A 22,888-nucleotide genomic window follows, 5' to 3' on the forward strand; every position below is an offset into this window, starting at 1 on the left:
CGTTTCCGGCGGCACGATTGCCGGGTTATCTTCGCCACCGTGTCGCAGGACAGGGCCGGGGAGCAAGGAAAAGACCGTCGCCGCCAGGCATGACGGACGTGGGAGGAAACATGTATCTCGGCCTCGATCTCGGCACGTCGGGCGTCAAGGCGCTGCTGATCGATGCCAGGCAGAGCATCGTCGGTTCCGGCCATGCGCCGCTCGATGTGTCGCGCCCGTATCCCGGCTGGTCGGAGCAGAATCCCGCAGACTGGATCCGGGCCTGCGAAGCGGCGATCGCCGAACTGCGGTCCACGCATACGAAGGAGCTCGCGGCGGTCAAAGGCATCGGCCTCTCCGGCCATATGCATGGCGCCACTCTGCTCGATGCCGGCGACCAGGTGCTGCGCCCTTGCATCCTGTGGAACGACACACGCAGCCACGCCGAGGCTGCCGCACTCGATGCCGACCCGCGTTTTCGCAAGCTGACCGGCAACATCGTCTTTCCCGGCTTTACCGCGCCAAAGCTCGCCTGGGTCAAGAACAACGAACCGGATGTTTTCGCCAAAGTGGCAAAGGTCCTGCTGCCGAAGGACTTTTTGCGGCTCTGGCTCTCCGGCGAGCACATTTCGGAAATGTCGGATTCGGCTGGCACGTCGTGGCTCGATGTCGGCAAACGAGCCTGGTCTGCCGAACTGCTCGCCGCCACCTCGCTCGACGAAAGGCAGATGCCGTCATTGGTCGAAGGCACGGCAAAGGCCGGTGCCTTGCGCAGCGAACTGGCTGCGAAATGGGGCATGCTATCAGGCATCCCGATCGCCGGCGGCGCCGGCGACAACGCGGCCTCGGCCTGCGGCATGGGCACGGTCGGCGCCGGCCAGGCGTTCGTTTCCCTCGGCACGTCCGGCGTGCTTTTTGCCGCCAACGCGTCCTATCTGCCCAACCCGGAAAGCGCCGTACACACATTCTGTCATGCGCTGCCCGGTACCTGGCACCAGATGGGCGTCATTCTGTCGGCGACCGATTCGCTGAACTGGCTGTCGGGAATCGCGGGCAAAGGCGCCGGCGAGCTGACCACCGAACTCGGCAACGCGCTGCAGGCGCCGACCGGCGTCTCCTTCCTGCCCTATCTCTCAGGCGAGCGGACGCCTCACAATGATTCCGCCATTCGTGGCGCGTTTACCGGGCTTGCCCATGAATCCGGCCGCGCGGCACTGACCCAGGCCGTGCTCGAAGGCGTCGCTTTCGCTTTCCGCGACAGTCTGGAAGCACTGGCCAAAGCCGGCACGACGCTGACCCGGGTGACGGCGATCGGCGGCGGCTCGCGCTCGCACTATTGGCTGAAGGCAATCGCCACGGCACTTGGCCTGCCCGTCGATATTCCAGCCGACGGCGATTTCGGCGCTGCCTTTGGCGCGGCCCGACTTGGCCTGGTCGCGGCGACCGGTGCCGATCCGCGCGCCGTCTGCGCGGCGCCGGCGACCGACGCCACGGTCGAGCCGGTCGCCGCCCTCGCCGATGCCTATGCGCAAGCCTATCAGCGCTATCGCCAGCTTTATCCGGCGATCAGAGGCGCCACGGCGTGAACGGTTTCCCGCCCTCGCCGCGGCCTGCCGAGAAGGCCTCACTGTGCCGGCACTTTGTCGAGAAAGCCGGTGACGCTTTTCAGCCGGCCATTTTCGATGACGCCGATATCCGTGCCTTCGATGACGGATTCGATGCCGTCCGGCCCAAGATTCCACGAAAAGCGGATGGAATCGGCGAAGCCGTCCGGCTTGCCCTTCAGCGAAAACCTAAAGCCGGCAAAGCGCTGCTGCACGCCGTCGATCAGCGCGGCAATGCCGTCATGGCCGTCGCCCTGCATGATCGGATCGCGGTAGCTGACGTCTTCGGTGAAGGTCGCCTTGAGCAAGGCTTGCCTGCGCGCGGCGTCGCTCTCGTTCCAGGCGGTGATGTAGTTTTCGGCAATGGTGTTGAGGTCGGTCATGGTCTGTCTCCTTCGTTGGGTGGCTTTGACACGAGCCTTTTCGACCAGCGTAAGCGCGAAACCAATTACGCCTGAGGTAATCAGGCAGAACCATGCGAGAGGAAGAGAACATGACCAGCGGTTTTTTCGGCGACATCCAACAGATCAGATATGAGGGACCGGATTCGACCAATCCGCTGGCCTACCGGTTCTACAATCCCGACGAGATTGTCGCCGGCAAGCGGCTTGAAGACCACCTGCGCTTTGCCGTCGCCTATTGGCATTCCTTTGCCTGGCCGGGCGGCGATCCGTTCGGCGGCCAGACGTTCGACCGGCCATGGTTCCCCAAGGCCGGCGGTACCGACACGATGGAGCTGGCCAAGCTCAAGGCCGACGTCGCCTTCGAGATGTTTTCGCTGCTGGGTGCGCCTTATTTCTGCTTCCACGATGCCGATGTGCGGCCGGAGGGCCGCGACTTTTCCGAAAGTGCGGCGCGGCTCGACGAGATCGCCGATTACTTCTCGGGAAAGATGAAGCAGACCGGCGTCAAGCTGTTGTGGGGGACTGCGAACCTGTTCTCCAACCGCCGCTTCATGTCGGGCGCCGCCACCAATCCCGATCCGGACGTCTTTGCCTATTCGGCGGCGACGGTGAAACACTGCATCGACGTCACCAAGCGGCTGAACGGCGAGAACTACGTGCTGTGGGGCGGCCGCGAGGGCTATGAGACGCTGCTCAACACCGACCTTGCCCGCGAGCAGGAGCAGGCAGGCCGCTTCCTCAATCTGGTCGTCGACTACAAGCACAGGATCGGCTTCGAAGGTACCATCCTGATTGAGCCGAAGCCGCAAGAGCCGACCAAGCACCAGTACGATTACGACGTCGCCACCGTCTATGGCTTCCTCAAGCGTTTCGGACTGGAGAATGAGGTGAAGCTCAACATCGAGCAGGGCCATGCGATCCTGGCCGGCCATTCGTTCGAGCATGAATTGGCACTCGCCAACGCGCTGGGCGTCTTCGGCTCGATCGACATGAACCGCAACGACTACCAGTCGGGCTGGGACACCGACCAGTTCCCCAACAATGTACCGGAAATGGCACTGGCCTACTATCACGTGCTGCAGGCTGGCGGCTTCAAGACCGGCGGCACCAATTTCGACGCCAAGCTCAGGCGCCAGTCGCTCGATCCGCAGGATCTGCTGATTGGGCACATCGGCGGCATGGATTGCTGCGCTCGAGGCCTCAAGGCAGCGGCACGCATGATTGAGGACAAGGCGCTGTCCGCCCCGCTCGCCGAGCGCTATGCCGGCTGGAATTCGGCCGAGGCCAAGGCGATGCTTGCCGGCAAGCGTACGCTGGAGGAGATCGCTGAGCGCGTCATCAAGGAGGAGATCGAGCCGCAGCCCAGGTCCGGCCGCCAGGAACTGCTCGAAAATATCGTCAATCGATACGTCTAAGGCGTACCGTTTTCACGGCCGCATTGTTCAGCGGCCGCTGGCTAAAGACGGCTTTCAGCAGGGCTGAGACCGACGACAAGGTTTGCCCCGTGCGAATGCGCGCGGCCCGTCCGCTGACCGGGTCTAGCGCTTGTCCTGGCCGTGATCGAGGCCTCTCAGGTAGGCGCAGAACATGTCGGCCATGGCGTCGGCGTAGGCTTCGATCTCCGTGGCGGTTCGAGGTGCCTCCGAGAACTGCTTCCCGACCGTGCTGAGCGTCGTCATGACCAGGTCGCCGGCCAATTCGCGAGTCACTTCCGAGGCCTTGGGCAGCGCCTCCTCCATGAAGGCCCGGATGATGCGGTCTCCGGACGCCCTTGCCGCCTGCGCCTCAGGCGCGTCGCGGTAAAGCGGTGCGGCGTCGTCGAGCGCCACACGTACCGCGGCCTCGTCACACTCCGAGCGGAGGAAGGTGCGGACAAGGGCGCGCAGCCGCTCGAGCGGCGGTTTCCTAATATCCTCGAGGATGAGGCGCAGCAGCTCGGTCGTCTGCCGCCATTCGTCGCTCTGGAGCCGGAACAGGATCGCCGCCTTGTTCGGAAAATACTGATACAGCGATCCGATGCTGATACCGGCCTTCTCGGCCACCCGCGCCGTGGTGAAGCGCTGCGCGCCTTCCCTCGCCAAAACCTGAACAGCAGCCTCCAAAATCGCAGCGACGAGCTCCGCCGAGCGGGCCTGCTTGGGCTGTTTTCGCGAGGAAATCCGGGGACTTCGGTGATCGCTCATGGAGGGGCGTGCCAATGCGATTAGCAAACGCGAATGATTAGTCGTATTTTGAGCGCCGCGCAAGAACGCATTCAATTCTGACTGGAGACCGATATGACTACACTGACGACAACGCCGCTCGCGCCCTTGCTGGATCGCCTGTTCGAGGAAGCCGCTGCGGCAACGAGCCCTGCGGTGGCGGAGCTCTCCGCCGAAGAGCGGATGCGCCTGGTTCGGAGCAAGACCGAATACCTCGATTTCTATGGGCAGCTAAAGGATCTCTGGCTTCCCGTTTCGCGAGAGACGGGCACGCTGCTCTACATGCTGGCACGAAGCAGCGGCGCACGTACGATCGTCGAATTTGGAACCTCGTTCGGCATCTCGACCCTGCATCTCGCCGCAGCCTTGCGGGACAATGGCGGCGGCCGCCTGATCACCAGCGAGTTCGAGCCATCCAAGGTGGCGCGCGCGCGGAACAATCTGACAGCCGGCGATCTCATCGACCTGGTGGAGATCCGAGAGGGGGACGCCCTGCAGACGCTTAGCGTCGATCTTCCCGAAACGGTCGACCTGCTTCTGCTCGACGGCGCCAAAGCGCTCTATCCCGAGATCTTGAGACTGGTTGAAAGCCGCCTCAGGCCAGGCGCCTTCGTCGTTGCCGATAACGCCGATCTTTGCCCAGAATACCTCGAGCGGGTGCGCTCGACCGGGAGTGGCTACATGTCCACGCCGTTCGGGGAGGACGTCGAACTGTCCACGCGGCTTGGCTGAAGCACCGCCTGACTTGCCGGAAAGATCGTGCCCAAGATGGGCGGCGGCGGACAAAACTTTGCCCAGCATCGCCCCTCAATCGCCTCGCTCTTGCCTTCAAACAGCCGTCACGAATCTCGTATAGTGTGGTTCGTGGCGGGAACAGAAGAAGGAGGCGAAACGATATGCAGCACGAACGCGAAATCGACGCCCTGCTCTCATCTGGCGAAGCCGGATCGATCATCGACCGGCTGATGGCGCTGCCGCACCCGAAGCATGGTGCGCGGAGTGCGAACGAATGGGATCGCGCGGTCGCCAGCCGCTTTGAGACCCATCTTGCGAGGCAAATGCGCTCGCAGATCGACGGCAACAGCGACCGCCAGGACGCTGCCTGATCCACCTTTGTCTATGCATGTCGTTATCCCAAAACCGCTACGCACTTTTGGGCGACATGCATTATCCTCGACGCAGCCTGACCGGCGCTTCGCCGAACGCTCTTGAAAACGCTCTGGAAAATGCCGCGGCGGACGAAAACCCCGTTCGCCCGGCAATGTCCGCCATGGCGATGCGCGTATCGACGACCAGCCGGCGCGCGGCGCCGAGGCGCAGCCTGAGGTAATAGGCGCCGGGCGTTTCGCCGATCGACTTGCGAAAGATGCTTTCCAGCGTCCGTGCCGTCACCCCGGCCCGCTTTGCCACGGCGGCGATGGTCAGCGGCTGGTCGACATGCGCTTCCATCAGCCGGATGGCTTGCGCCAACCGCGGATCGTAGCCGTCAAGGCGGCCGAGCGAGACCAGCGGCTGCGCGTCGGTCGCGGCGCGCGCCTGGTCGTAGATGAAGACGCTCGCGACATCGAGCGCCACGGCCATGCCGAGCCGCGTGCGGATCAGATGCAGCATCAGGTCGAAGGTCGGCGAGGCGCCGCCGGAGGTGAACACAGGCCCGTCGATGACGTAGCGATCGGGGCGCACGTCGACACCGGGAAAGGCCGACGAAAAATCCTCCATGTCCTCCCAGTGGGTGGTGGCGCTGCGGCCTTCGAGCAGGCCGGCGCGCGCCACCAGCCATGTGCCGGCCTCGACGCCGCCGCAGGCGCGTGCCGCACGCGCCGCACGGCGCAGTCCCGACAGCAAGGCTGACGTGGCATAGTTCTGCGTGCCGAAGCCGGCGACGACGACCAGCATGTCGGTTGTCTCAGCCGCATCGAAGCGGCCGCTGACCGCCACCGGCAGGCCGCATGTGGTGACCGGCGCTTCGCCCGTCACCGAGACCAGCCTGAAATCGAACAGGGTCTCGCCGGCGACGCGGTTAGCGGCGCGCAACGGATCGATGGCCGACGCGACGCACATGATCGACGAGCCGGAGAACACCAGCAGCGTCACCTTGAGCGGCAAACGTTCGGCACGAAAGATCGTCGGTTTTTCGTTTTTGATCACATGATCTTCGTAAAACGCAAAACAGTTTCCGGCAAGTCAGGCATTCTTGCCCTACGTTCTATTGGGAGAGAGTCCGATGCCGTTAGCGATGAACCGTGAGGTTTTCATTACCTGTGCCGTGACCGGGTCCGGCAGTTCGCAGGACCGCAGCCCGCATGTGCCGCGCTCGCCCAAGCAGATCGCCGATTCGGCCATCGAGGCGGCAAAGGCAGGTGCGGCGATCGTGCACTGCCACGTGCGCGATCCCAAGACCGGCAAGCCGCGCCGCGACGTGCATCTCTATCGCGAGGTAACCGAGCGCATCCGCGCGGCGGATGTCGACGTGGTGCTGAACCTGACTGCCGGCATGGGCGGCGACATGGTGTTCGGCTCGCCGGAGAACCCGCTGCCGCTGAACGAAAAAGGCACCGATATGGGCGGCGCGACCGACCGCGTGGAACATGTGCGCCAGTGCCTGCCGGAAATCTGCACGCTCGACTGCGGCACCATGAACTTCGCCGAAGCCGATTATGTGATGACCAACACACCCGGCATGCTGCGCGCCATGGGTGGCATGATGACGGCGCTCGGCGTCAAGCCGGAGATCGAGGCCTTCGACACCGGGCATCTGTGGTTCGCCAAGCAATTGGTCGAGGAAGAAGTGCTGAAGCCGGACGCATTGGTGCAATTGTGCATGGGCGTACCGTGGGGGGCGCCGGACGACCTCAATACCTTCATGGCGATGGTCAACAATGTGCCGCCGACCTGGAACTGGTCGGCCTTTGCCATCGGCCGCAACCAGATGGCCTATGTCGCGGCTGCGGTGCTGGCCGGCGGCAATGTCCGCGTCGGGCTGGAGGACAATCTCTGGCTCGACAAAGGCGTGCTGGCGACCAATGCGCAGCTGGTCGAGCGGGCGGTCAGCATCGTGTCGAATATGGGCGCCAGGGTCATCGGCCCGGACGAAGTGCGCAAGAAGCTGAACCTGACGAAGCGCGCACCGCTTTGAGCAGGGAAATCGGTTGGGAGGAGCCGCCGATGACCACCGTGAAATTCACAACCATGAAGGCCGGCGATGGCGGGGAGTCCGCCTTCCGGCCCTCCGTCAATCCCGCAACCGCCAGAACAAGAACCGGAGCCTCCGCATGAGCATCATCAACAAAGCGGCCGCCATCGGCGGCGGCGTGATCGGCGCCGGCTGGGTGGCGCGGCTGCTGTTGAACGGCATCGACGTGTCGATCTTCGATCCGGACCCCGAAGCCTCGCGCAAGGTCGGCGAGGTGATGAAAGGCGCGCGCCGCGCCTATAAGCAGATGCTGCCCGACGGCCTGCCAAAAGAAGGCAGACTGACCTTCGCCAAGACCATCGCCGACGCTGTCGCCGACGCCGATTTCGTCCAGGAAAGCGTTCCGGAGCGGCTCGACCTCAAGCACCGCGTGCTGGCCGAGATCGACCTTTATGCGCCGGCTAACGCCATTGTCGGCTCCTCGACTTCCGGCATCAAGCCGACCGACATGCAGGTGGCGATGAAGAAGCACCCAGAGCGGCTGGTCGTCGGCCATCCATTCAATCCGGTCTACCTGCTGCCGCTGGTCGAGATTGTCGGCGGCGAACAGACCTTTCCCGAGGCGATCGAAGTCGCCAAGGAGATGTATGCCTCGATCGGCATGAAGCCGGTGGTGATCCGCAAGGAGATCGAAGCCTTCGTCGGCGACCGCCTTCTCGAAGCCGCATGGCGCGAGGCGCTGTGGCTGGTCAAGGACGGCATCTGCACAGTCGAGGAGCTCGACGACATCATGCGCTATGGCTTCGGCCTGCGCTGGGCGCAGATGGGCATGTTCCAGGTCTATCGCGTCGCCGGCGGCGAGGCCGGCATGCGCCACTTCATGGCGCAGTTCGGCCCGTGCCTGAAATGGCCATGGACCAAGCTGATGGATGTGCCGGAGTTCAACGACGAACTGGTCGAGCTGATCGCCACGCAGTCCGACGACCAGGCGCACGGTCTGTCGATCCGCGAGCTCGAAAAGATCCGCGACGACAATCTGGTCGCCATCATGGAGGCGCTGTCGAAGCAGAACAAAGGCAAGGGCTGGGGCGCCGGTGCCTTGCACAAGGACTATACCAAGCAGCTGGCCAAGCTTGCGGCGAAGAAGCCCACCGCCTCCAAGGCGGCCGCAAAGGCCAAGGCGAGCAAGCCGGTGAAGGCCAAAGCTGAAATGCCGAAGAAAAAGAAGAAAGGCTGAGACCATGGATTTTGGTCTTTCGGAGGAACAGAAGCTCATCATCGAGACGACGCGCGCCTTCGTCGAGAACGAGCTCTACCCGCATGAGCGCGAGGTCGAGCGTACCGGCGTGCTGCGCCGCGAGCTGATCGAGGAGATCAAGGCCAAGGCGATCGAAGCCGGGCTCTATGCCGCCAACATGCCGGCGGAAGTCGGCGGCGCCGGGCTCGATACGGTGACCTGGCTGCTTTACGAAAAGGAACTCGGCCGCGCCAATTACGCGCTGCATTGGACCTGCGTGGCGCGGCCTTCCAACATCCTCTTGGCCGGCACGCCGGAGCAGCGCGAGAAGTATCTGTTCCCCTGCATCCGCGGCGAGAAATGGGACTGCCTGGCGATGACCGAGCCGGGGGCCGGCTCCGATTTGCGCGGCATGAAGGCAACCGCCGTGCAGGACGGCGACGACTGGGTGCTGAACGGCACCAAGCACTTCATCAGCCATGCCGACCTTGCCGATTTCGCCATCGTCTTCATGGCCTCGGGCGAAGAGGATTCGCCGCGCGGCAAGCGCAAGAAGATCACCGCCTTTTTTGTCGACAAGGGCACCAAGGGCTTTACGGTGCGCGATGGCTACCGCAATGTCTCGCATCGCGGCTACACCAACGCCATCCTCGAATTCGACGATTGCCGGCTGCCGGCGAGCCAGGTGCTCGGCGATTTCCACAAGGGCTTCGACGTCGCCAACTCATGGCTCGGCGCGACGCGCCTGCAGGTCGGCGCCACCTGCCTCGGCCGCGCCGAGCGGGCGCTTGGCCACGCCGTCGAATACGCCGCGCAGCGCCAGCAATTCGGCCAGCCGATCGGCAAGTTCCAGGGCGTGTCGTTCAAGCTCGCCGACATGGCGACCGAGCTGAAAGCCGCCGACCTGATGGTGTTCGAAGCCGGCTGGAAGTACGATCAGGGCACCGTCACCGATCAGGACATGGCCATGGCCAAGCTGAAGGCCACCGAAATGCTTGCCTTTGTCGCCGACGAGGCGATTCAGATCCATGGCGGCATGGGGCTGATGGACGACCTCCCGCTGGAGCGCATCTGGCGCGATGCCCGCGTCGAGCGCATCTGGGAGGGCACTTCGGAAATCCAGCGCCACATCATCTCGCGGGCGCTGCTGCGCCCGTTCGGGGCCTAAAGCATGATCCCAAAAAGTGGAATCCGGTTTTTGGAAAAGATCATGCTCAGACGAAAAGATGACAATGCATAGACTTGAACGTCTTCTGCGGCCGAAATCGATCGCCGTCTTCGGTGGCGCGCAGGCTGCTGCCGTCGTCGCACAATCGATCAAAATGGGCTTTGCCGGCGAGATCTGGCCGGTGCACCCTACCAAGGATGAGGTCGCCGGCCGCAAGGCCTATCGCTCGGTGGCCGATCTGCCCGGTGCGCCGGACGCCGCTTTTGTCGGCGTCAACCGGCATTTGACCATCGAAGTGGTCAAGGCACTGGCCGAGCGCGGCGCCGGCGGCGCTGTCTGCTTTGCCGCCGGCTTCCTCGAAACCGAGGCCTATGACGAGGACGGCGAGCGGCTGCAGGCCGAGCTGGTCGCCGCGGCCGGCCGGATGCCGATCATCGGGCCGAACTGCTACGGCCTGATCAACTACGCCGACGGCGCGCTTTTGTGGCCCGACCAGCATGGCGGCATCAGGCTCGCCGAGGGCGGCCGCGGCGTTGCCATCATCACCCAGTCGTCGAACATCGCCATCAACATGACGATGCAGAAGCGCGGCCTGCCGATCGCCTTTCTGATGACCGCCGGCAACCAGGCGCAGACCGGGCTTTCCGAAATGGCGCTCGGCCTGATCGAGGACGACCGCGTCACCGCGCTCGGCCTGCATATCGAGGCCTTCGATTCGGTAGCCGGCTTCGAAAGGCTGGCGGCACGGGCGCGCGAGCTGAAGAAGCCTATCATCGCCATGAAGGTCGGCCGCTCCGAGCAGGCGCGGCAAGCGACCGTTTCGCATACGGCGTCGCTGGCCGGCTCCGACGCGGCGTCTGGCGCCTTCCTGAAGCGGCTCGGCATCGCCCGGATCGATTCGATTCCCGCCTTCATCGAGGCGCTCAAGCTACTGCACGTCACCGGCCCCCTGCCCGGCTACCGGCTGTCGTCGATGAGCTGTTCGGGCGGCGAGGCGTCGATCATGGCCGACAGCGCAGAAGGCCGCTGGGTGAGATTTCCGCCACTCACCCCCGAGCACCGCACGCAGGTCAAATCGACGCTCGGGCCGCTGGTCGCGGTGGCCAACCCGCTCGACTACCACACCTTCATCTGGAACAACGAGCCGGCGATGACCGCCACCTTCACCGCCATGGTGTCGGGCGGCTTCGACCTCAACATGCTGGTGCTCGACTTTCCACGCCCCGACCGCTGTTCCGACACCGACTGGTGGGCGACGCTGCGCGCCTTCGAATCGGCGCTGAAGACCAACAAGGCGCAAGGCGCAATCGTGTCCTCGCTGCCGGAGAACCTGCCCGAGGAATACACCGCCGGGCTGATGGCGCGCGGCATGGTGCCGCTGTTCGGCATATCCGAGGCAATGGACGCCGCCCAGGCGGCAGCCTTTATCGGCTGGGCATGGCGCGAGCCGCAGGCGCAGCCGATCGACACTTCGGCTTCCGGCGCGCCGGCCGGCGACCATGTCACGCCTGATGAGGCCGAGGCGAAAGCGCGGCTCATCGAGGCTGGGCTTCCGGTGCCGAAGGGCGAGCGCGCCGGCAATGCGGTCGAGGCGGTGATCTCCTCGATGGCGCTCGGCTTCCCGGTGGCACTGAAGGCCTTGGGTGTCACCCACAAATCCGAACTTGGCGCGGTGCGGCTCAACCTCAGGGATGCCGAATCCGTCAGCACCGCCGCCCATGATCTCGGCCCGCTCGGTACCGGTCTTTATGTCGAGCGCATGGTGCGCGACGGCGTCGCCGAGCTGCTGGTCGGCTTCACCCGCGACCCGATGTTCGGCGCGGTGATGACGCTCGGCACCGGTGGCGTGCTGGTCGAGCTGTTGCGCGACAGCGTCACGCTGATGCTGCCGGCGACGCGCGACGACATCGAGGCCGCATTGCGCGGGCTCAAACTGTTCCCGCTGCTCGAAGGCTATCGCGGCCGGCCGAGAGCCGACATTGTGGCGGCCATCGATGCTATCGCAGGTATTGCCGCCTTCGTGCAGCAAAATGCCGGCGAGATCGAGGAGCTCGACATCAACCCGCTGATCGTCTGCACCGAGGGCAATGGCGCCTGGATCGCCGACGCGCTGCTGGTGCTGGGAGAGAAAAAGAATGTCTGACGTCATTTCAACCCGCCGCGAGGGCACTATCCTCGAAGTCACGCTCGACCGGCCCAAGGCCAATGCCATCGACCTGAAGACGTCGCGCCTGATGGGCGAGACATTCAAGGCGTTCCGCGACGATCCGGATCTGCGGGTCGCCATCGTCAAGACTGCCGGCGACAAGTTCTTCTGCGCCGGCTGGGACCTGAAGGCAGCGGCCGGCGGCGATGCGGTCGACGGCGACTATGGCGTCGGCGGGTTCGGCGGGTTGCAGGAATTGCGCGACCTCAACAAGCCGGTGATCGCCTGCGTCAACGGCATGGCGGTCGGCGGCGGCTTCGAACTGGCGCTGTCCTGCGACCTCATCTACGCGTCGGACCACTCCTCTTTCGCGCTGCCCGAAATCCGCGCCGGTACGCTGGCCGATGCGGCAACGATCAAGCTGCCGAAGCGCATCCCCTATCACGTCGCCATGGACCTTTTGCTCACCGGCCGCTGGATGGATGTCGCAGAGGCGCATCGCTGGGGTCTGGTCAACGAGGTGCTGCCCAAGGACAGACTCGAGGACCGCGTCTGGGAGATCGCCCGGCTGCTCGCCAGCGGCCCGCCGCTGGTCTTTGCCGCCATCAAAGAGACGGCGCGGGTGGCCGAATCGCTCACCTTCCAGGACGCGATGAACAGGGTGACGCGCCGCCAATTGCCGGCGGTTGACGCACTCTACGGCTCGGAGGACAATCTCGAGGGCTTTCGCGCCTTTGCCGAAGCGCGCGACCCGGTGTGGAAGGGGAAGTAGTTCCCCCTCACCCGACCTCCGCTTCGCTACGGCCACCCTCTCCCCGAGGGGAGAGGAGGTCGCCAACGGCGCCGCCAGGCCTCTTCTCCCCTCGGGGAGAAGGTGGCCGCGAAGCGGCCGGATGAGGGGGCATCGTTGAACAAGAAAGCAACGCGCCCATGACCGACTACAAAAAGCTGATCGACGCCGAGACCTGGGCCTTCATCGAGCGGACCAATTCCTACTATCCGCCGGATACGATCGACTACACAATCGATCAGCAGCGCGAAATCTACGACCGCATGTGCCGTGAGTTCTCTGCCGGCTATCCCCAAGGCGTCACTGCGGAAACCACCGCCATTGCCATACCCTGGCACATCCCGATCCGAATCTATCGCACCCCGGCGCCGGACGCAGCAGCGATGGTGCTGTATTTCCATGGCGGCGGCTTTATCCTCGGCGGGCTCGACAGCCATGACGACCTCTGCGCCGAGCTTTGCGCCCGGACCGGCTACGAGATCGTTTCGATCGACTACAGGCTGGCACCGGAACACCTTCACCCCGCCGCCTTCGACGATGCCGTCAGCGCCTTCGAATGGGCGTCGACCACTTACAAGCGTCCTATCCTGCTCTGCGGCGACAGTGCCGGCGGCAATCTCGCCGCCTCTGTGAGCCATGCGACGCGCGGCCACGCGCGCAAGCCGATCGGCCAGATTCTGGTCTATCCCGGCCTTGGCGGCGACAGCTCCACGGGTTCCTACGTCACCCACGCCGAAGCGCCGATGCTGACGGCACGCGATCTCGCTTTCTACAACGACATCAGGACCGGCGGCGAGGACCGAACCGGCGATCTCACTTTGTCGCCGCTCGCCGACGCCGACTTTGCCAATCTGCCGCCTACCGTGGTGATCACCGCAGAATGCGACCCGCTGTCGTCCGACGGCGAAGCCTATCGCGACCGCATCGTTGCAGCAGGCGGACGCGCCTGGTGGCTCGAAGAGCCGGGGCTGGTGCATGGCTATTTGCGCGCCAGACACACGGTCGGCCGCGCCCGCTCGAGCTTCACCCGGATTGTCGATGCAGTGGCGGTTCTGGGGAAGCGCGAATGGATCTGGTGAGGGATGTTCTCCTCGCCTCAATGGGGCTTTATCCGCCGGTATAGCTCTACTCGCGGCCGCGTCGCCGGCTGGAAACCCGCTTCAGCCAAGGTCCTAAATGAAAGGCGCTCATCAGCAGGTACATCGGGACCATGCCGCCCAGCGGTGAAGCATCTTGCGCGGCAGAGCAGATCATGTCCGGCGCTCCGCCAAGAAGCGTCAGCAACGCCATGGTTGCGAAGGTCGGCGCGGCCGCGAAGGACAGCCAGTCGGCTGCGCCAAGGGCGGCCGGGCTTGCGTTCTCATCCTGGATCGCATTGCCGGCGGATCCGCTTGCATGAATCTCGCTCATGTTTTTGTCCTGGAGTAGTGAGCGGGATGCGTTCGAATTGAACTGGCCATCCCGCTCCATCCACTTGTCTTAGCCGCATTTCTGCGACGCCAAAGATGTTCTATTCAGTGCGGTTCCGGAACGCGGCCTCTCCGGCGTCAGACACCTCGACCCACTTTTTGTCGGGGGCGGCTTCGGCGCCGTAGTTGTCATGCCAGTTCCACCACTTGTACGTCGGCGTCTGGGGATAGCCTTCGGGCGAATCCTCCCAGACCTCCTGGCGGCCTAGCGGCGTCAGGTCGAGGTAGCTCCATACGGTCCCCATCGCCTCGTCGCCGCGGTTGTTGATGAAGTAGGTGCGAAACACGCGGTCGCCGTCGCGGATGAACACGTTGTGGCCGTGCCACTCGTCAACGCCGAAGTCGGCATCGAAGCTGTCGGTGATGGTGTACCAGGGCATCTTCCAGTCCATCCGCGCCTTCAGCCGCGCAATGTCCGCCTGCGGTGCGCGCGAGGCGTAGGCTAAGGTGGTGTCGCGGGCGTTCAGATGGGCAAGGTTGCCGACCTGGTCTGCCCCCAGCGAACAGCCGCGGCAGGCGTGATCGGGCCAGCCGAATACGCCGGGTTCGAAGAAGGCGCGGTAGACGACCAGCTGACGGCGGCCCTCGAACAGGTCGAGCAGGCTCACCTTTCCGTCAGGCCCTTCGAACGTATAGGGCTTCTCCACCGCCATCCACGGCATCCGCCGGCGCTCGGCGGCCAGTGCGTCGCGAGCCCGGGTCACGGTCTTCTCTTTCACGAGCAGTTGCTGGCGCGCGGCCTCCCATGCGTCAGGCGAAACGACCGGTGGTGTCTTCATCGCGAGCCGCGTGGCCTGCTCGCCTGTGCCATTCTGATGTGCCGTCATTATGCTTCTCCCTTGCTGGTCTGTCGCCGCACCGGCGCGACGTGTTGCTGAATTGGTCATGGGCTAGGATAGGGGCGATAGCGGATTGGCGAGAGTGACAAGTGTGACGCGATTCCGACGGGTCCGCTGATCACGGCCGACTTCGCCGCCCGCGACGCTCCTGCGTTCATTCGTCCCCGGACTGCTGAATGGGCCGTGCGCCGGCCAGGTAGCGATCATTGTCAAACGGCTCGGCCTGGTTGCTTTCCGGGCTCCACAGCTGCCGGTGGGTTCGCGTGAGATCGCCGAGATAGACATGCAGCGCACCCGATCGCGCGTTGCCGGTGTTCGCAACCGCATGCACGGTATCTGACGGCAAGTGCACCACGGCAGGTGCGGCGATGTCCTGCCTTTCCGGGATATCGAGTTCGCTGCCGGCAACAGGGTAGATGAAGTTCGTTTCGCTACCCTTGTAGATGCCGATCAAGGCATCCATCAGGTGGTTGTGAGGCGGGTACTGCAGGCCGGGCGACAACGTGATGTGATAGATCGTCAGATTCGGGCTCGCATGCAGAAGCACCTCGTCGTCGTCTTCTTCATGAGCGAGTGTCCCCGAGGAGTGAAAACGCTTGGTGTAGTCACCCAGGACCACCCTTACCGCTTCGAGGGGATCTGGCCCTTTCGCGGCGTTGACGATATCATTGGCAGCAGCGTAGAGAGGCGAGTTGGCGAGTACAGGTATAGCAGTTGTCCTCCCTGAGATGCTCAGATTGCAGGTCTGAGATGTTCAACGCTACTGAATGCTGATGCCAGCGTCAACCGGACAGCCAGACGGATAAAATATGAAAATGACCAAGTTGACAGCCGAACCGGCAAGACCGGCCGCGGTCGAGGCCACAGCACTGTCGGCCGCCGACGTCCTTCGCAGGGAACAGGCATATGAGCAGTTGAGGAACGACATCATTGCCTGCGTGCTGCGCCCCGGTGAAGCTCTGACCGAGAAGCAGATCGGCGATCGATACCAGATCAAAAAGGCGACGATCCGCGCGGCGTTGGCCCGCCTGATGCAGGAAGGGCTGGTCAGGAGCGAGCCGCGCCGCGGCTACGTCGTCGCGACGCTTAGCCTGCGGGATGTCAACGAGATCTTCGACGTCCGCAGCTTGATCGAACCGGAAGTGTTCAGGGTGGCTGCATCGAACATTACCGAGCGAGGATTGGAGGATGTCAGGCTGGCAGCGAAAAAAGTGCTGAAGCCGGAGACACTACGCAGCCAAATTGCCTTCCTTGCGGCCGATCGTGCCTTTCGTCTGGCCCTTGCGGAACTCTCGGGAAATTTACGACTGGCGCATCTGCTGGACCAGATACTTGACCAGTCGGCGCGAGTTCTCCACCTCGGGTTCAAGTCGCGCGACTTCACCCAGCTGATCATCGCCCAGCAAAAGGATCTGGTTCTTGCCTGCGAGGCAGGCGAAGTTCCCGGCATCGTGAAACTTGCCCGTTCGCAGTGCCTGTTTCTCAAGAAGCAGGTGCTCGAGGCTTTGCTTGCGAGCTCCAAGATTCAAGACGTCAATTTGCAGCCCTTCGCCTGATGCACGCCGTTGGGCGCCAAATGGCTTACGCTACCGCTCGCGCGGCCGCCCGTCCGGCGCAGCGGCCGGAAAAGATGCAGCCGCCGAGAAACGTGCCTTCGAGCGCTGCATAGCCATGCATGCCGCCGCCGCCGAAACCGGCGGCTTCGCCCACCGCGTACAGCCCCTCGACCGAGTGGCCCTCGGCGCCAAGCACGCGGCTGTCGAGATCGGTCTCAAGGCCGCCGAGCGTCTTGCGGGTCAGGATGCTGAGCCTGACGGCGATCAGCGGGCCATTGGTAGGATCAAGCATCTTGTGCGGCCTCGCAGTGCGGATCAGCCGGTCGCCGAGATAGGCTCGCGTGCCGCGCAACGCGGTGATCTGCATGTCCTTGGAGAACGGATTGTCGAGCTGCCGGTCGCGAGCGCGGATTTCGCGCTCGACCTGCCCCAGTTCGAGCAGCGGCTCGCCGCCGACAAGTGCATTCATGCGGGCGACCAGTGCCGGCAAATCAGGCTCGACGATGAAATCCTCGCCCTTGTCCATGAACGCCTTGACCGGCGCGGGCACGCCGCTGGTGGCGCGGCCAAGCACCTGGCGCCAGCTCTTCCCCGTCAAATCGGGGTTCTGCTCGGAGCCGGACAGCGCGAATTCCTTCTGGATGATCTTTTTGGTCAGAATGAACCAGGAATAGTCGTAGCCCGTGCCCATGATGTGACTAAGCGTGGCCAGCGTGTTGAAGCCGGGATAGAGCGGCACCGGCAGGCGTTTGCCGCGCGCATCGAGCCACAGCGATGACGGGCCGGGCAGGATGCGGATCGCATGATCGGTCCAGATCGGCGCCCAGTTCCTGATGCCCTCGACATAGTGCCACATGCGGTCGCGGTTGATGAGCCTGCCGCCAGCCGCCTCGGCGATCGCCAGCATGCGGCCGTCGACATGGTCGGGAACGCCGGTGATCATGCGCCCGGGCGGCCCACCCAGCCGCTGCGGCCAATTCTTGCGGACCAGCTCGTGATTGGCGCCGATGCCGCCGGAGGCGACGATGACCGCTTGCGCCTTCAGCACAAAATCGCCGGCGATCTCGCGTAAGCTCTTGCGGCCGCGTTCGACATCGCTCGCCACCAAGATGTCGCCGCGCACGCCATCAACGACAGAGCCCGTCCGGGTCAGCTCATTGACCCTGTGGCGGAACCTGAAGCTGATCAGCCCGTGCTTCTCGGCCTCGCGCACGCGCTGCACGAACGGTTCGAGCACACCCGGCCCGGTGCCCCAGGTGATGTGGAAGCGCGGCACCGAATTGCCGTGGCCGACCGCATTGCCGCCGCCGCGCTCGGCCCAGCCGACCACCGGAAAGAACTTCATGCCGCGCTGCCTGAGCCAGGAGCGCTTTTCGCCGGCGGCGAAGCCGACATAGGCCTCGGCCCAGCGGCGCGGCCAGAGATCTTCCGTGCGGTCGAAGGCTGCGGTGCCCAGCCAGTCCTCGAGCGCCAGATCATGCGAATCGCGGATGCCCATGCGCCGCTGTTCGGGCGAATCGACGAGGAAGATGCCGCCGAGCGACCAGAACGCCTGGCCGCCAAGCGACTGCTCCGGCTCCTGCTCGACGATGATGGTCTTCTTGCCGGCTTCGGCCAGTTCGGCCGCCGCGACAAGACCGGCAAGACCGGCGCCGACAATGATCACATCCGCGTCGTCGGGCATTTTATTTGGCCCTGATCTCGGCCAAAAACCGGTCCCCACTTTTTGGGATCATGGCTCGCCTAGACTGTCTCCCAGCCTTCCTTCTCGCCGGCGCGGAAGATGGCATCGATGACCTTCTGGTTGAGCACGGATTCTTCCAGCGTGAAGACGCGGTCCTTGCCGCCCTGTGCCGCCCGTGCGAAGGCCTCGACCTCCAGACGGTACTGCTGCGTGCCGGGAAAGCGGAAAACCTGCGCCTCGCTGTGGTTCTGGTTGTGCAGCTCGATGCGGTGATGATCGTAGAGTCCGGCGTTGAACGGTGAGAACACTTCGATGAAGCCGTTCTCGCCGTGGAACACCATCACCTGCCGCGCTGCCATCTGCGTCGACAGATAGAACGACAGTTCGAAGTCGCCGAAATCGGCGCGGATCGAGGAATAGATGTCGGTGCCGAATGTCTTGTCGCGCTCGATCGTCGCCTGGACGCGCAGCGGCTCCTTGCCGGTCGAAAAGCGTGTCGACACCGTCGGGTAGACGCCGATGTCGGGCAGCGCGCCGCCGCCCAGATCGAGTTTGTTGCGCATGTTGTTGGGATCGACATTGTAGTAGGAGAACGCGCCCTGGACGTGGCGCAGCCGGCCGATGGCGCCGTTGGCGATCAGCTCGCGCACCTTGATCCATTGCGGATGGTAGACGACCATGAAGGCTTCGCAGACCAGGACCTTTTTGGCATCGCGCAGCTTGATCAGCGGCGGAATGTCCTTGACGTCGAGCGCCAGCGGCTTTTCGACCAGAACATGCTTGCCGGCCTCGATCGCCTTGGCCGTCCATTCGACATGCTGCGAGGTCGGCAGCGGAATGTAGACGCCGTCGATATCGCTGGAGACGAGCAGTTCCTCATAGGAACCGAAGGCGTGGCGCGCGCCGAAGCGTTCGCCCAGTGCACGGGCTTTCGACAGGTCGCGGCTGGCGATCGCCGACAGTACGCCGTTCTCCGCCTCGACCATCGCAGGCAGAAGCTGCTCGCGGCCGATCTTGGCCGTTGACAAAACACCCCATCGAAACATCAGGCTTCTCCTCTCGATTGCAGGCTTGGAGGTTTGCCCTAATTCAGGAGAAAAGCCAATGCGGGAGCATGGTGGCGAAAGGAGTGATCGCCTAAAGCTCGGATCGGTTCCGGATGTCGGCGCCGCCATTCGCAGAACTCAAGTTCTGCGACCGCTCAACCCCTTCTACCCGTCAGCGTCATGTCGAAATCGACGACGTTGGAATAGATCGGCGTGCCGACATCCATGCCGTAGCGCGACCGCAGCACCTTGCCGGTGACATGGAATTCTATCTTGCCCGCCTTGAGGCCGCCGAATTCGGCCGTGAACCTTTCCTGAAAGGTTTTGCCGCGCGCCGTCAGCCTGCCGGTAACCAGGGCTGACGTGTCGCTGGTGCGTTTGACGCTGATCGAGCGGAACTGGATCTCCGGGTTGTTTGCCGCGTCGAAGACCGCGTCCGAGCGGCATCGATGCGACTTTGGCCGGTACCGACGCTTTCGGGAAAGATGGTGAAATTGACCTGTGACCTGCCGACATCGCTGTTGTCGATGCGGATATTGCCCTTGAAGCGGGCGAAGGCGCCGTCGAACCCGCCGCCGCCGAGCTTGGCGATCGAGAAGTGAATGCTGGAGCTCCCCGGGCTGATCGTATAGCTGCCGGCCGCGTCACCAAGTGCAACGGCAGCGAAAACAGGCATGGCAAAGCAAGCGGCGGCCGCAAATCCGAAGATGCGCGCGTACATGGGCTGGTCCTTTGGGAGGCAACGCTTTCTTGCGTCCTCGCCCCATGAACGAATGAGCCGCCCGCTCTATTCCGCGTCGCGATGTGAAGGCGTGATCATGCGCGTCAGCACGGTATCCTTCAGCCAGAAATGATGGCGCAGCGCCGCGGCCAGATGCAAAGCGACAAGTCCGATGCCGGCATAGGCGAGATACCAGTGTGCTGCCGCCCAGAAGCTTTCAGCCGTGTCCGATTCGGCGAGCGGCAGGTTGGGCATGACGAACAGATTGAATGGCACGCTCGGGATCTCCAGCACCGAGACCGAGACCAGCGCCCAGCCGGACAACGGCAGAGCGAGCTGAAATGCATAAAGCGCAAGATGGACAAGGGGCGCCATGCGGCGCTCGAAAGGGCCGACCGAGCGCGGCAGCGGCGGGACCGCATTGCCAAGGCGCCAAGCGATGCGCAGGATCACCAGCCCAAGCAGCAGGAAACCGAAGGATTTATGCAGCTGGATCAGCTCAAAGGCGGCGCGCTGGCTGGACAGCCGCACCATGACGAAGCCGAGCGCGAACTGGCCGATGAAGATCGCGGCGATCAGCCAATGAAGGATGATCGCCGCCCAGCCATAGCCGGTCGTCTGGTTCTTGAGCAATGCGGGCATGATTGGTGAACGCTGGCGAGGTCGGCTTTCTTCCACCCTCCCCCTTGTGGGGAGGGTCGCGCAGCAAATGTCGCCAGGCGGCTTTTGCGAAGCGGGGTGGGGGTCTCGTAAGGCGCTGCTCCCACCCCGTCTCGCAGCCTCCGCTTCGCTCCGACTGCGAGCCGACCCTCCCCACAAGGGGGAGGGTGGCTTATCCGCCGACCTTGAAGAAATCGACAAAGGCCCTGAGCGCCGGCCGCATCTGGCGGCGGCTTGGGTAATAGACGAAGAAGCCATCGAAGGGCGGGCACCAGTCCTCCAGCACGCGAATGAGCTTGCCGGCGGCAATTGCGTCGCGGACATAATCCTCGAACACGAAGGCGAGCCCGGCGCCGTCGACCGCGGCGTTGGCTATCAGATGGTCCTCGTCGAGGATCAGCGGCCCCTGCACCGGTATCTCGATCTCCTCGCCGTTTTTCTCGAATTCCCAGCGATAGAGAATGCCGCTGGAGAAGCGGAAGCGGATGCAGCGGTGACCGGCAAGGTCGTGCGGGTGCTGCGGATTGGGGCTGGTCTCGAAATAGAACGGCGCGCCGACCACGGCGCCGCGAAGGTCTGGTCCGATGCGCACCGCGATCATGTCGCGCTGCAGGCTCTCGCCCAGCCGCACACCGGCATCGAAGCCGCCTTCAACCACGTCGGTGAAGCGATCCTCGATGACGATCTCCAGCACGATGTCCGGATAGGCAGAAGCAAAGGCACCCAGCCGCGGCGTCAGCGCCAGATGCGCGGCGGTACGCGGCACGGTCAGTCTGAGATTGCCGGCAGGCCGGTCGCGCGCCTCGATCGCCGATTCCAGCGCCAGGTCGATCTCCGACAGCGCCGGCCTGAGGCGCTCGAGCAGTTGCGCGCCCTCCTCGGTCGGAGCGACGCTGCGCGTGCTGCGCGCCAGAAGGCGCACGCCAAGACGCGCTTCCAGGCTGGACACCGCGTGGCTGACCGCCGATGGCGCGATTGCCAGCTCCTTAGCGGCGCCGCGAAAACTGCCGCATTGGGCGACGGTTGCCAGCACAGCGAGCTGTGAAAGATGGGTTCGCTTCATTGATCTATTTTTTGGAACAGCCTGTGCAAAAGAGAGCCGATTATCGAACGCAGCGCAAGACGCTATCTCTGCGGCATCACAACCATCACAACAAGGAGACGCGTGATGCAAACCCGCAAGCTTGGCAATGAACTTGACGTCTACCCGGTCGGTCTCGGCTGCATGGGGATGAGCTTCGTCTATGGCGGTCAGCCTGAGGCCGACGCGATCGCCACGCTGCGCCGCGCCGTCGACATCGGCGTGAATTTCTTCGACACGGCCGAGGTTTACGGCCCCTACGAGAACGAGATCCTGGTTGGCAAGGCGCTGAAGCCGGTGCGCGATCAGGTGACGATCGCAACAAAATTCGGCTTCAAGATTCTTGAGGAAGGCAACGGCGTCGAGCGCATGGCCGGCGTCGATAGCCGTCCCGAACACGTCAAGGCGGTCGCCGAGGCGTCACTCAAGCGGTTGGGCACCGAAGTGATCGACCTTTACTACCAGCATCGCGTCGACCCCAACGTGCCGATCGAGGATACGGTCGGCGCCATGGCCGAGCTGGTGCGCGAGGGCAAGGTGCGTGCGCTCGGTCTGTCGGAGGCGAGTGCGGCGACCATCCGCCGGGCGCATGCCGTGCATCCGATCGCTGCCGTGCAGAGCGAGTATTCCCTGTGGAGCCGCGATCCGGAGAAAGAGGTGTTTGCCGTCTGCCGTGAGCTCGGCATTGGCTTTGTCCCCTATAGCCCGCTCGGCCGTGGCCTGCTCACCGGCACGATTGCCAAGCCTGACGTTCTCGGCGCCGACGACTGGCGCCGTGGGTTGCCGCGCTTCCAGGCCGACGCCATGGCGGCCAATGCGGCGGTCATCGCCGTGCTGGAAAAGATTGCCGCCGAGAAGGGCGTGACGCCGGCGCAGCTGGCGCTCGCTTGGGTGCTGCATCAGGGCGACTTCATCGTGCCGATCCCCGGTGCCCGCAAGATCCGCCATCTCGAACAGAACACCGCGGCAGCGGATATCGTGCTGAGCCAGGCCGAGGTGGCCTCCATCGGCGACGCCCTGTCGCCGGAAAAGGTCGTCGGCAAGCGCTACACCGAAGAGCTGCTGGCGCTGGTCAACGGGTGATTGTCGCAATTTTCGGAACGGAAAGGGGCGCTTCGGTGCCCCTTTTTTCGTGCGCCGCGCCATGCAGAGGCTGGGAGACGTGGCGGG

Annotated in this window: 22 protein-coding genes and 1 pseudogene; 12 read left to right on the top strand and 11 right to left on the bottom strand. The window is 64.0% G+C overall.

Annotated features, from left to right (window positions below; all coding sequences use genetic code 11):
- Positions 1-110 precede the first annotated feature (110 nt).
- On the top strand, positions 111-1,565 hold the full coding sequence (gene xylB / locus NKJ08_RS00520; protein ID WP_352780766.1) for a xylulokinase: 1,455 nt from the start codon (positions 111-113) through the stop codon (positions 1,563-1,565).
- A 38-nt stretch (positions 1,566-1,603) separates the two neighbouring features.
- Here xylB and NKJ08_RS00525 read toward each other — a convergent pair whose 3' ends face one another.
- Positions 1,604-1,966, bottom strand: a complete 363-nt coding sequence (locus NKJ08_RS00525) for a nuclear transport factor 2 family protein (RefSeq protein WP_352780769.1) — start codon at positions 1,964-1,966, stop codon at positions 1,604-1,606.
- A 110-nt stretch (positions 1,967-2,076) separates the two neighbouring features.
- Here NKJ08_RS00525 and xylA point away from each other — a divergent pair, with 110 nt between their 5' ends.
- Positions 2,077-3,402: a xylose isomerase gene (xylA, locus tag NKJ08_RS00530; RefSeq protein WP_352780772.1), complete on the top strand. Its 1,326-nt coding sequence runs from the start codon at positions 2,077-2,079 to the stop codon at positions 3,400-3,402.
- Between the two features lie 123 nt (positions 3,403-3,525).
- Here xylA and NKJ08_RS00535 read toward each other — a convergent pair whose 3' ends face one another.
- Positions 3,526-4,170, bottom strand: a complete 645-nt coding sequence (locus NKJ08_RS00535) for a TetR/AcrR family transcriptional regulator (RefSeq protein ID WP_352780775.1) — start codon at positions 4,168-4,170, stop codon at positions 3,526-3,528.
- Positions 4,171-4,263: 93 nt separating this feature from the next.
- Between NKJ08_RS00535 and NKJ08_RS00540 the strand changes: the two genes are divergently transcribed.
- Positions 4,264-4,920, top strand: a complete 657-nt coding sequence (locus NKJ08_RS00540) for an O-methyltransferase (protein WP_352522455.1) — start codon at positions 4,264-4,266, stop codon at positions 4,918-4,920.
- A gap of 164 nt (positions 4,921-5,084) precedes the next feature.
- A complete protein-coding gene (locus tag NKJ08_RS00545) occupies positions 5,085-5,294 on the top strand; it encodes a hypothetical protein (protein WP_095484432.1) in 210 nt (69 codons plus the stop codon).
- 61 nt (positions 5,295-5,355) lie between these two features.
- Here the strand turns inward: NKJ08_RS00545 and NKJ08_RS00550 are convergent, their stop codons facing one another.
- Positions 5,356-6,336 (bottom strand): GlxA family transcriptional regulator, encoded by a 981-nt coding sequence (locus NKJ08_RS00550; protein WP_352522454.1) that lies wholly within the window; start codon positions 6,334-6,336, stop codon positions 5,356-5,358.
- A gap of 76 nt (positions 6,337-6,412) precedes the next feature.
- Here NKJ08_RS00550 and bcoG point away from each other — a divergent pair, with 76 nt between their 5' ends.
- The 6 genes from bcoG (at position 6,413) to NKJ08_RS00580 (ending at position 13,741) form a co-directional block, all read left to right on the top strand.
- Positions 6,413-7,324, top strand: a complete 912-nt coding sequence (gene bcoG / locus NKJ08_RS00555; RefSeq protein WP_352522453.1) for a 3-dehydrocarnitine:acetyl-CoA trimethylamine transferase BcoG — start codon at positions 6,413-6,415, stop codon at positions 7,322-7,324.
- A gap of 136 nt (positions 7,325-7,460) precedes the next feature.
- Positions 7,461-8,558, top strand: a complete 1,098-nt coding sequence (locus tag NKJ08_RS00560; RefSeq protein WP_352522452.1) for a carnitine 3-dehydrogenase — start codon at positions 7,461-7,463, stop codon at positions 8,556-8,558.
- Between the two features lie 4 nt (positions 8,559-8,562).
- Positions 8,563-9,726, top strand: a complete 1,164-nt coding sequence (locus tag NKJ08_RS00565; RefSeq protein ID WP_352780778.1) for an acyl-CoA dehydrogenase family protein — start codon at positions 8,563-8,565, stop codon at positions 9,724-9,726.
- A gap of 64 nt (positions 9,727-9,790) precedes the next feature.
- Positions 9,791-11,869, top strand: coding sequence for an acetate--CoA ligase family protein (locus NKJ08_RS00570; protein WP_352780779.1), 2,079 nt, complete (start codon positions 9,791-9,793; stop codon positions 11,867-11,869).
- Positions 11,862-12,644: a carnitinyl-CoA dehydratase gene (locus NKJ08_RS00575; RefSeq protein ID WP_352780781.1), complete on the top strand. Its 783-nt coding sequence runs from the start codon at positions 11,862-11,864 to the stop codon at positions 12,642-12,644. The genes NKJ08_RS00570 and NKJ08_RS00575 overlap by 8 nt, the downstream gene beginning before the upstream one ends.
- Before the next feature lie 158 nt (positions 12,645-12,802).
- The gene (locus NKJ08_RS00580) at positions 12,803-13,741 is read left to right on the top strand and encodes an alpha/beta hydrolase (RefSeq protein WP_352780784.1); all 939 of its coding nucleotides are present in this window, start codon (positions 12,803-12,805) and stop codon (positions 13,739-13,741) included.
- A gap of 46 nt (positions 13,742-13,787) precedes the next feature.
- On the opposite strand, the gene NKJ08_RS00585 is transcribed toward NKJ08_RS00580, so the two are convergent.
- The 3 genes from NKJ08_RS00585 to NKJ08_RS00595 form a co-directional block, all read right to left on the bottom strand.
- Positions 13,788-14,072, bottom strand: a complete 285-nt coding sequence (locus NKJ08_RS00585; RefSeq protein WP_352522447.1) for a hypothetical protein — start codon at positions 14,070-14,072, stop codon at positions 13,788-13,790.
- A 100-nt stretch (positions 14,073-14,172) separates the two neighbouring features.
- Positions 14,173-14,958, bottom strand: coding sequence for a DUF899 domain-containing protein (locus NKJ08_RS00590; RefSeq protein ID WP_352522446.1), 786 nt, complete (start codon positions 14,956-14,958; stop codon positions 14,173-14,175).
- A gap of 166 nt (positions 14,959-15,124) precedes the next feature.
- Complete coding sequence (locus NKJ08_RS00595; RefSeq protein WP_352780786.1) at positions 15,125-15,589, bottom strand: autotransporter; 465 nt, start codon at positions 15,587-15,589, stop codon at positions 15,125-15,127.
- A gap of 196 nt (positions 15,590-15,785) precedes the next feature.
- On the opposite strand from NKJ08_RS00595, the gene NKJ08_RS00600 reads away from it, so the two are divergent.
- A complete protein-coding gene (locus NKJ08_RS00600) occupies positions 15,786-16,526 on the top strand; it encodes a GntR family transcriptional regulator (RefSeq protein ID WP_352522444.1) in 741 nt (246 codons plus the stop codon).
- Between the two features lie 25 nt (positions 16,527-16,551).
- Here the strand turns inward: NKJ08_RS00600 and NKJ08_RS00605 are convergent, their stop codons facing one another.
- The 5 genes and pseudogenes from NKJ08_RS00605 to NKJ08_RS00625 all read right to left on the bottom strand — a co-directional run bounded on the left by NKJ08_RS00605 (position 16,552) and on the right by NKJ08_RS00625 (position 21,700).
- Complete coding sequence (locus tag NKJ08_RS00605) at positions 16,552-18,210, bottom strand: FAD-binding dehydrogenase (RefSeq protein WP_352780788.1); 1,659 nt, start codon at positions 18,208-18,210, stop codon at positions 16,552-16,554.
- 59 nt (positions 18,211-18,269) lie between these two features.
- Positions 18,270-19,256: a Gfo/Idh/MocA family protein gene (locus NKJ08_RS00610; RefSeq protein ID WP_352780791.1), complete on the bottom strand. Its 987-nt coding sequence runs from the start codon at positions 19,254-19,256 to the stop codon at positions 18,270-18,272.
- Between the two features lie 155 nt (positions 19,257-19,411).
- Positions 19,412-19,977 (bottom strand): annotated as a pseudogene (locus NKJ08_RS00615) (YceI family protein).
- 66 nt (positions 19,978-20,043) lie between these two features.
- The gene (locus NKJ08_RS00620) at positions 20,044-20,619 is read right to left on the bottom strand and encodes a cytochrome b (RefSeq protein WP_352522441.1); all 576 of its coding nucleotides are present in this window, start codon (positions 20,617-20,619) and stop codon (positions 20,044-20,046) included.
- A gap of 190 nt (positions 20,620-20,809) precedes the next feature.
- Positions 20,810-21,700 (bottom strand): LysR family transcriptional regulator, encoded by an 891-nt coding sequence (locus NKJ08_RS00625; protein WP_352780793.1) that lies wholly within the window; start codon positions 21,698-21,700, stop codon positions 20,810-20,812.
- A gap of 105 nt (positions 21,701-21,805) precedes the next feature.
- Here NKJ08_RS00625 and NKJ08_RS00630 point away from each other — a divergent pair, with 105 nt between their 5' ends.
- On the top strand, positions 21,806-22,801 hold the full coding sequence (locus NKJ08_RS00630) for an aldo/keto reductase (RefSeq protein ID WP_352522439.1): 996 nt from the start codon (positions 21,806-21,808) through the stop codon (positions 22,799-22,801).
- Positions 22,802-22,888: the final 87 nt, after the last annotated feature.

Origin of the sequence: Mesorhizobium sp. M0244 (assembly GCF_040321795.1) — a bacterium.
Lineage (GTDB): Bacteria > Pseudomonadota > Alphaproteobacteria > Rhizobiales > Rhizobiaceae > Mesorhizobium.

Excerpts from the sequence above, each read along its gene's own strand:
- NKJ08_RS00585 (WP_352522447.1), bottom strand. The coding sequence starts at position 14,072 with ATGAGCGAGATTCATGCAAGCGGATCCGCCGGCAATGCGATCCAGGAT.
- xylB (WP_352780766.1), top strand. The coding sequence starts at position 111 with ATGTATCTCGGCCTCGATCTCGGCACGTCGGGCGTCAAGGCGCTGCTG.
- NKJ08_RS00590 (WP_352522446.1), bottom strand. The coding sequence starts at position 14,958 with ATGACGGCACATCAGAATGGCACAGGCGAGCAGGCCACGCGGCTCGCG.
- bcoG (WP_352522453.1), top strand. The coding sequence starts at position 6,413 with ATGCCGTTAGCGATGAACCGTGAGGTTTTCATTACCTGTGCCGTGACC.
- NKJ08_RS00600 (WP_352522444.1), top strand. The coding sequence starts at position 15,786 with ATGACCAAGTTGACAGCCGAACCGGCAAGACCGGCCGCGGTCGAGGCC.
- NKJ08_RS00535 (WP_352780775.1), bottom strand. The coding sequence starts at position 4,170 with ATGAGCGATCACCGAAGTCCCCGGATTTCCTCGCGAAAACAGCCCAAG.
- NKJ08_RS00560 (WP_352522452.1), top strand. The coding sequence starts at position 7,461 with ATGAGCATCATCAACAAAGCGGCCGCCATCGGCGGCGGCGTGATCGGC.
- NKJ08_RS00610 (WP_352780791.1), bottom strand. The coding sequence starts at position 19,256 with ATGTTTCGATGGGGTGTTTTGTCAACGGCCAAGATCGGCCGCGAGCAG.
- NKJ08_RS00605 (WP_352780788.1), bottom strand. The coding sequence starts at position 18,210 with ATGCCCGACGACGCGGATGTGATCATTGTCGGCGCCGGTCTTGCCGGT.
- NKJ08_RS00580 (WP_352780784.1), top strand. The coding sequence starts at position 12,803 with ATGACCGACTACAAAAAGCTGATCGACGCCGAGACCTGGGCCTTCATC.
- NKJ08_RS00620 (WP_352522441.1), bottom strand. The coding sequence starts at position 20,619 with ATGCCCGCATTGCTCAAGAACCAGACGACCGGCTATGGCTGGGCGGCG.
- NKJ08_RS00540 (WP_352522455.1), top strand. The coding sequence starts at position 4,264 with ATGACTACACTGACGACAACGCCGCTCGCGCCCTTGCTGGATCGCCTG.
- xylA (WP_352780772.1), top strand. The coding sequence starts at position 2,077 with ATGACCAGCGGTTTTTTCGGCGACATCCAACAGATCAGATATGAGGGA.
- NKJ08_RS00565 (WP_352780778.1), top strand. The coding sequence starts at position 8,563 with ATGGATTTTGGTCTTTCGGAGGAACAGAAGCTCATCATCGAGACGACG.
- NKJ08_RS00545 (WP_095484432.1), top strand. The coding sequence starts at position 5,085 with ATGCAGCACGAACGCGAAATCGACGCCCTGCTCTCATCTGGCGAAGCC.
- NKJ08_RS00525 (WP_352780769.1), bottom strand. The coding sequence starts at position 1,966 with ATGACCGACCTCAACACCATTGCCGAAAACTACATCACCGCCTGGAAC.
- NKJ08_RS00570 (WP_352780779.1), top strand. The coding sequence starts at position 9,791 with ATGCATAGACTTGAACGTCTTCTGCGGCCGAAATCGATCGCCGTCTTC.
- NKJ08_RS00625 (WP_352780793.1), bottom strand. The coding sequence starts at position 21,700 with ATGAAGCGAACCCATCTTTCACAGCTCGCTGTGCTGGCAACCGTCGCC.
- NKJ08_RS00575 (WP_352780781.1), top strand. The coding sequence starts at position 11,862 with ATGTCTGACGTCATTTCAACCCGCCGCGAGGGCACTATCCTCGAAGTC.
- NKJ08_RS00630 (WP_352522439.1), top strand. The coding sequence starts at position 21,806 with ATGCAAACCCGCAAGCTTGGCAATGAACTTGACGTCTACCCGGTCGGT.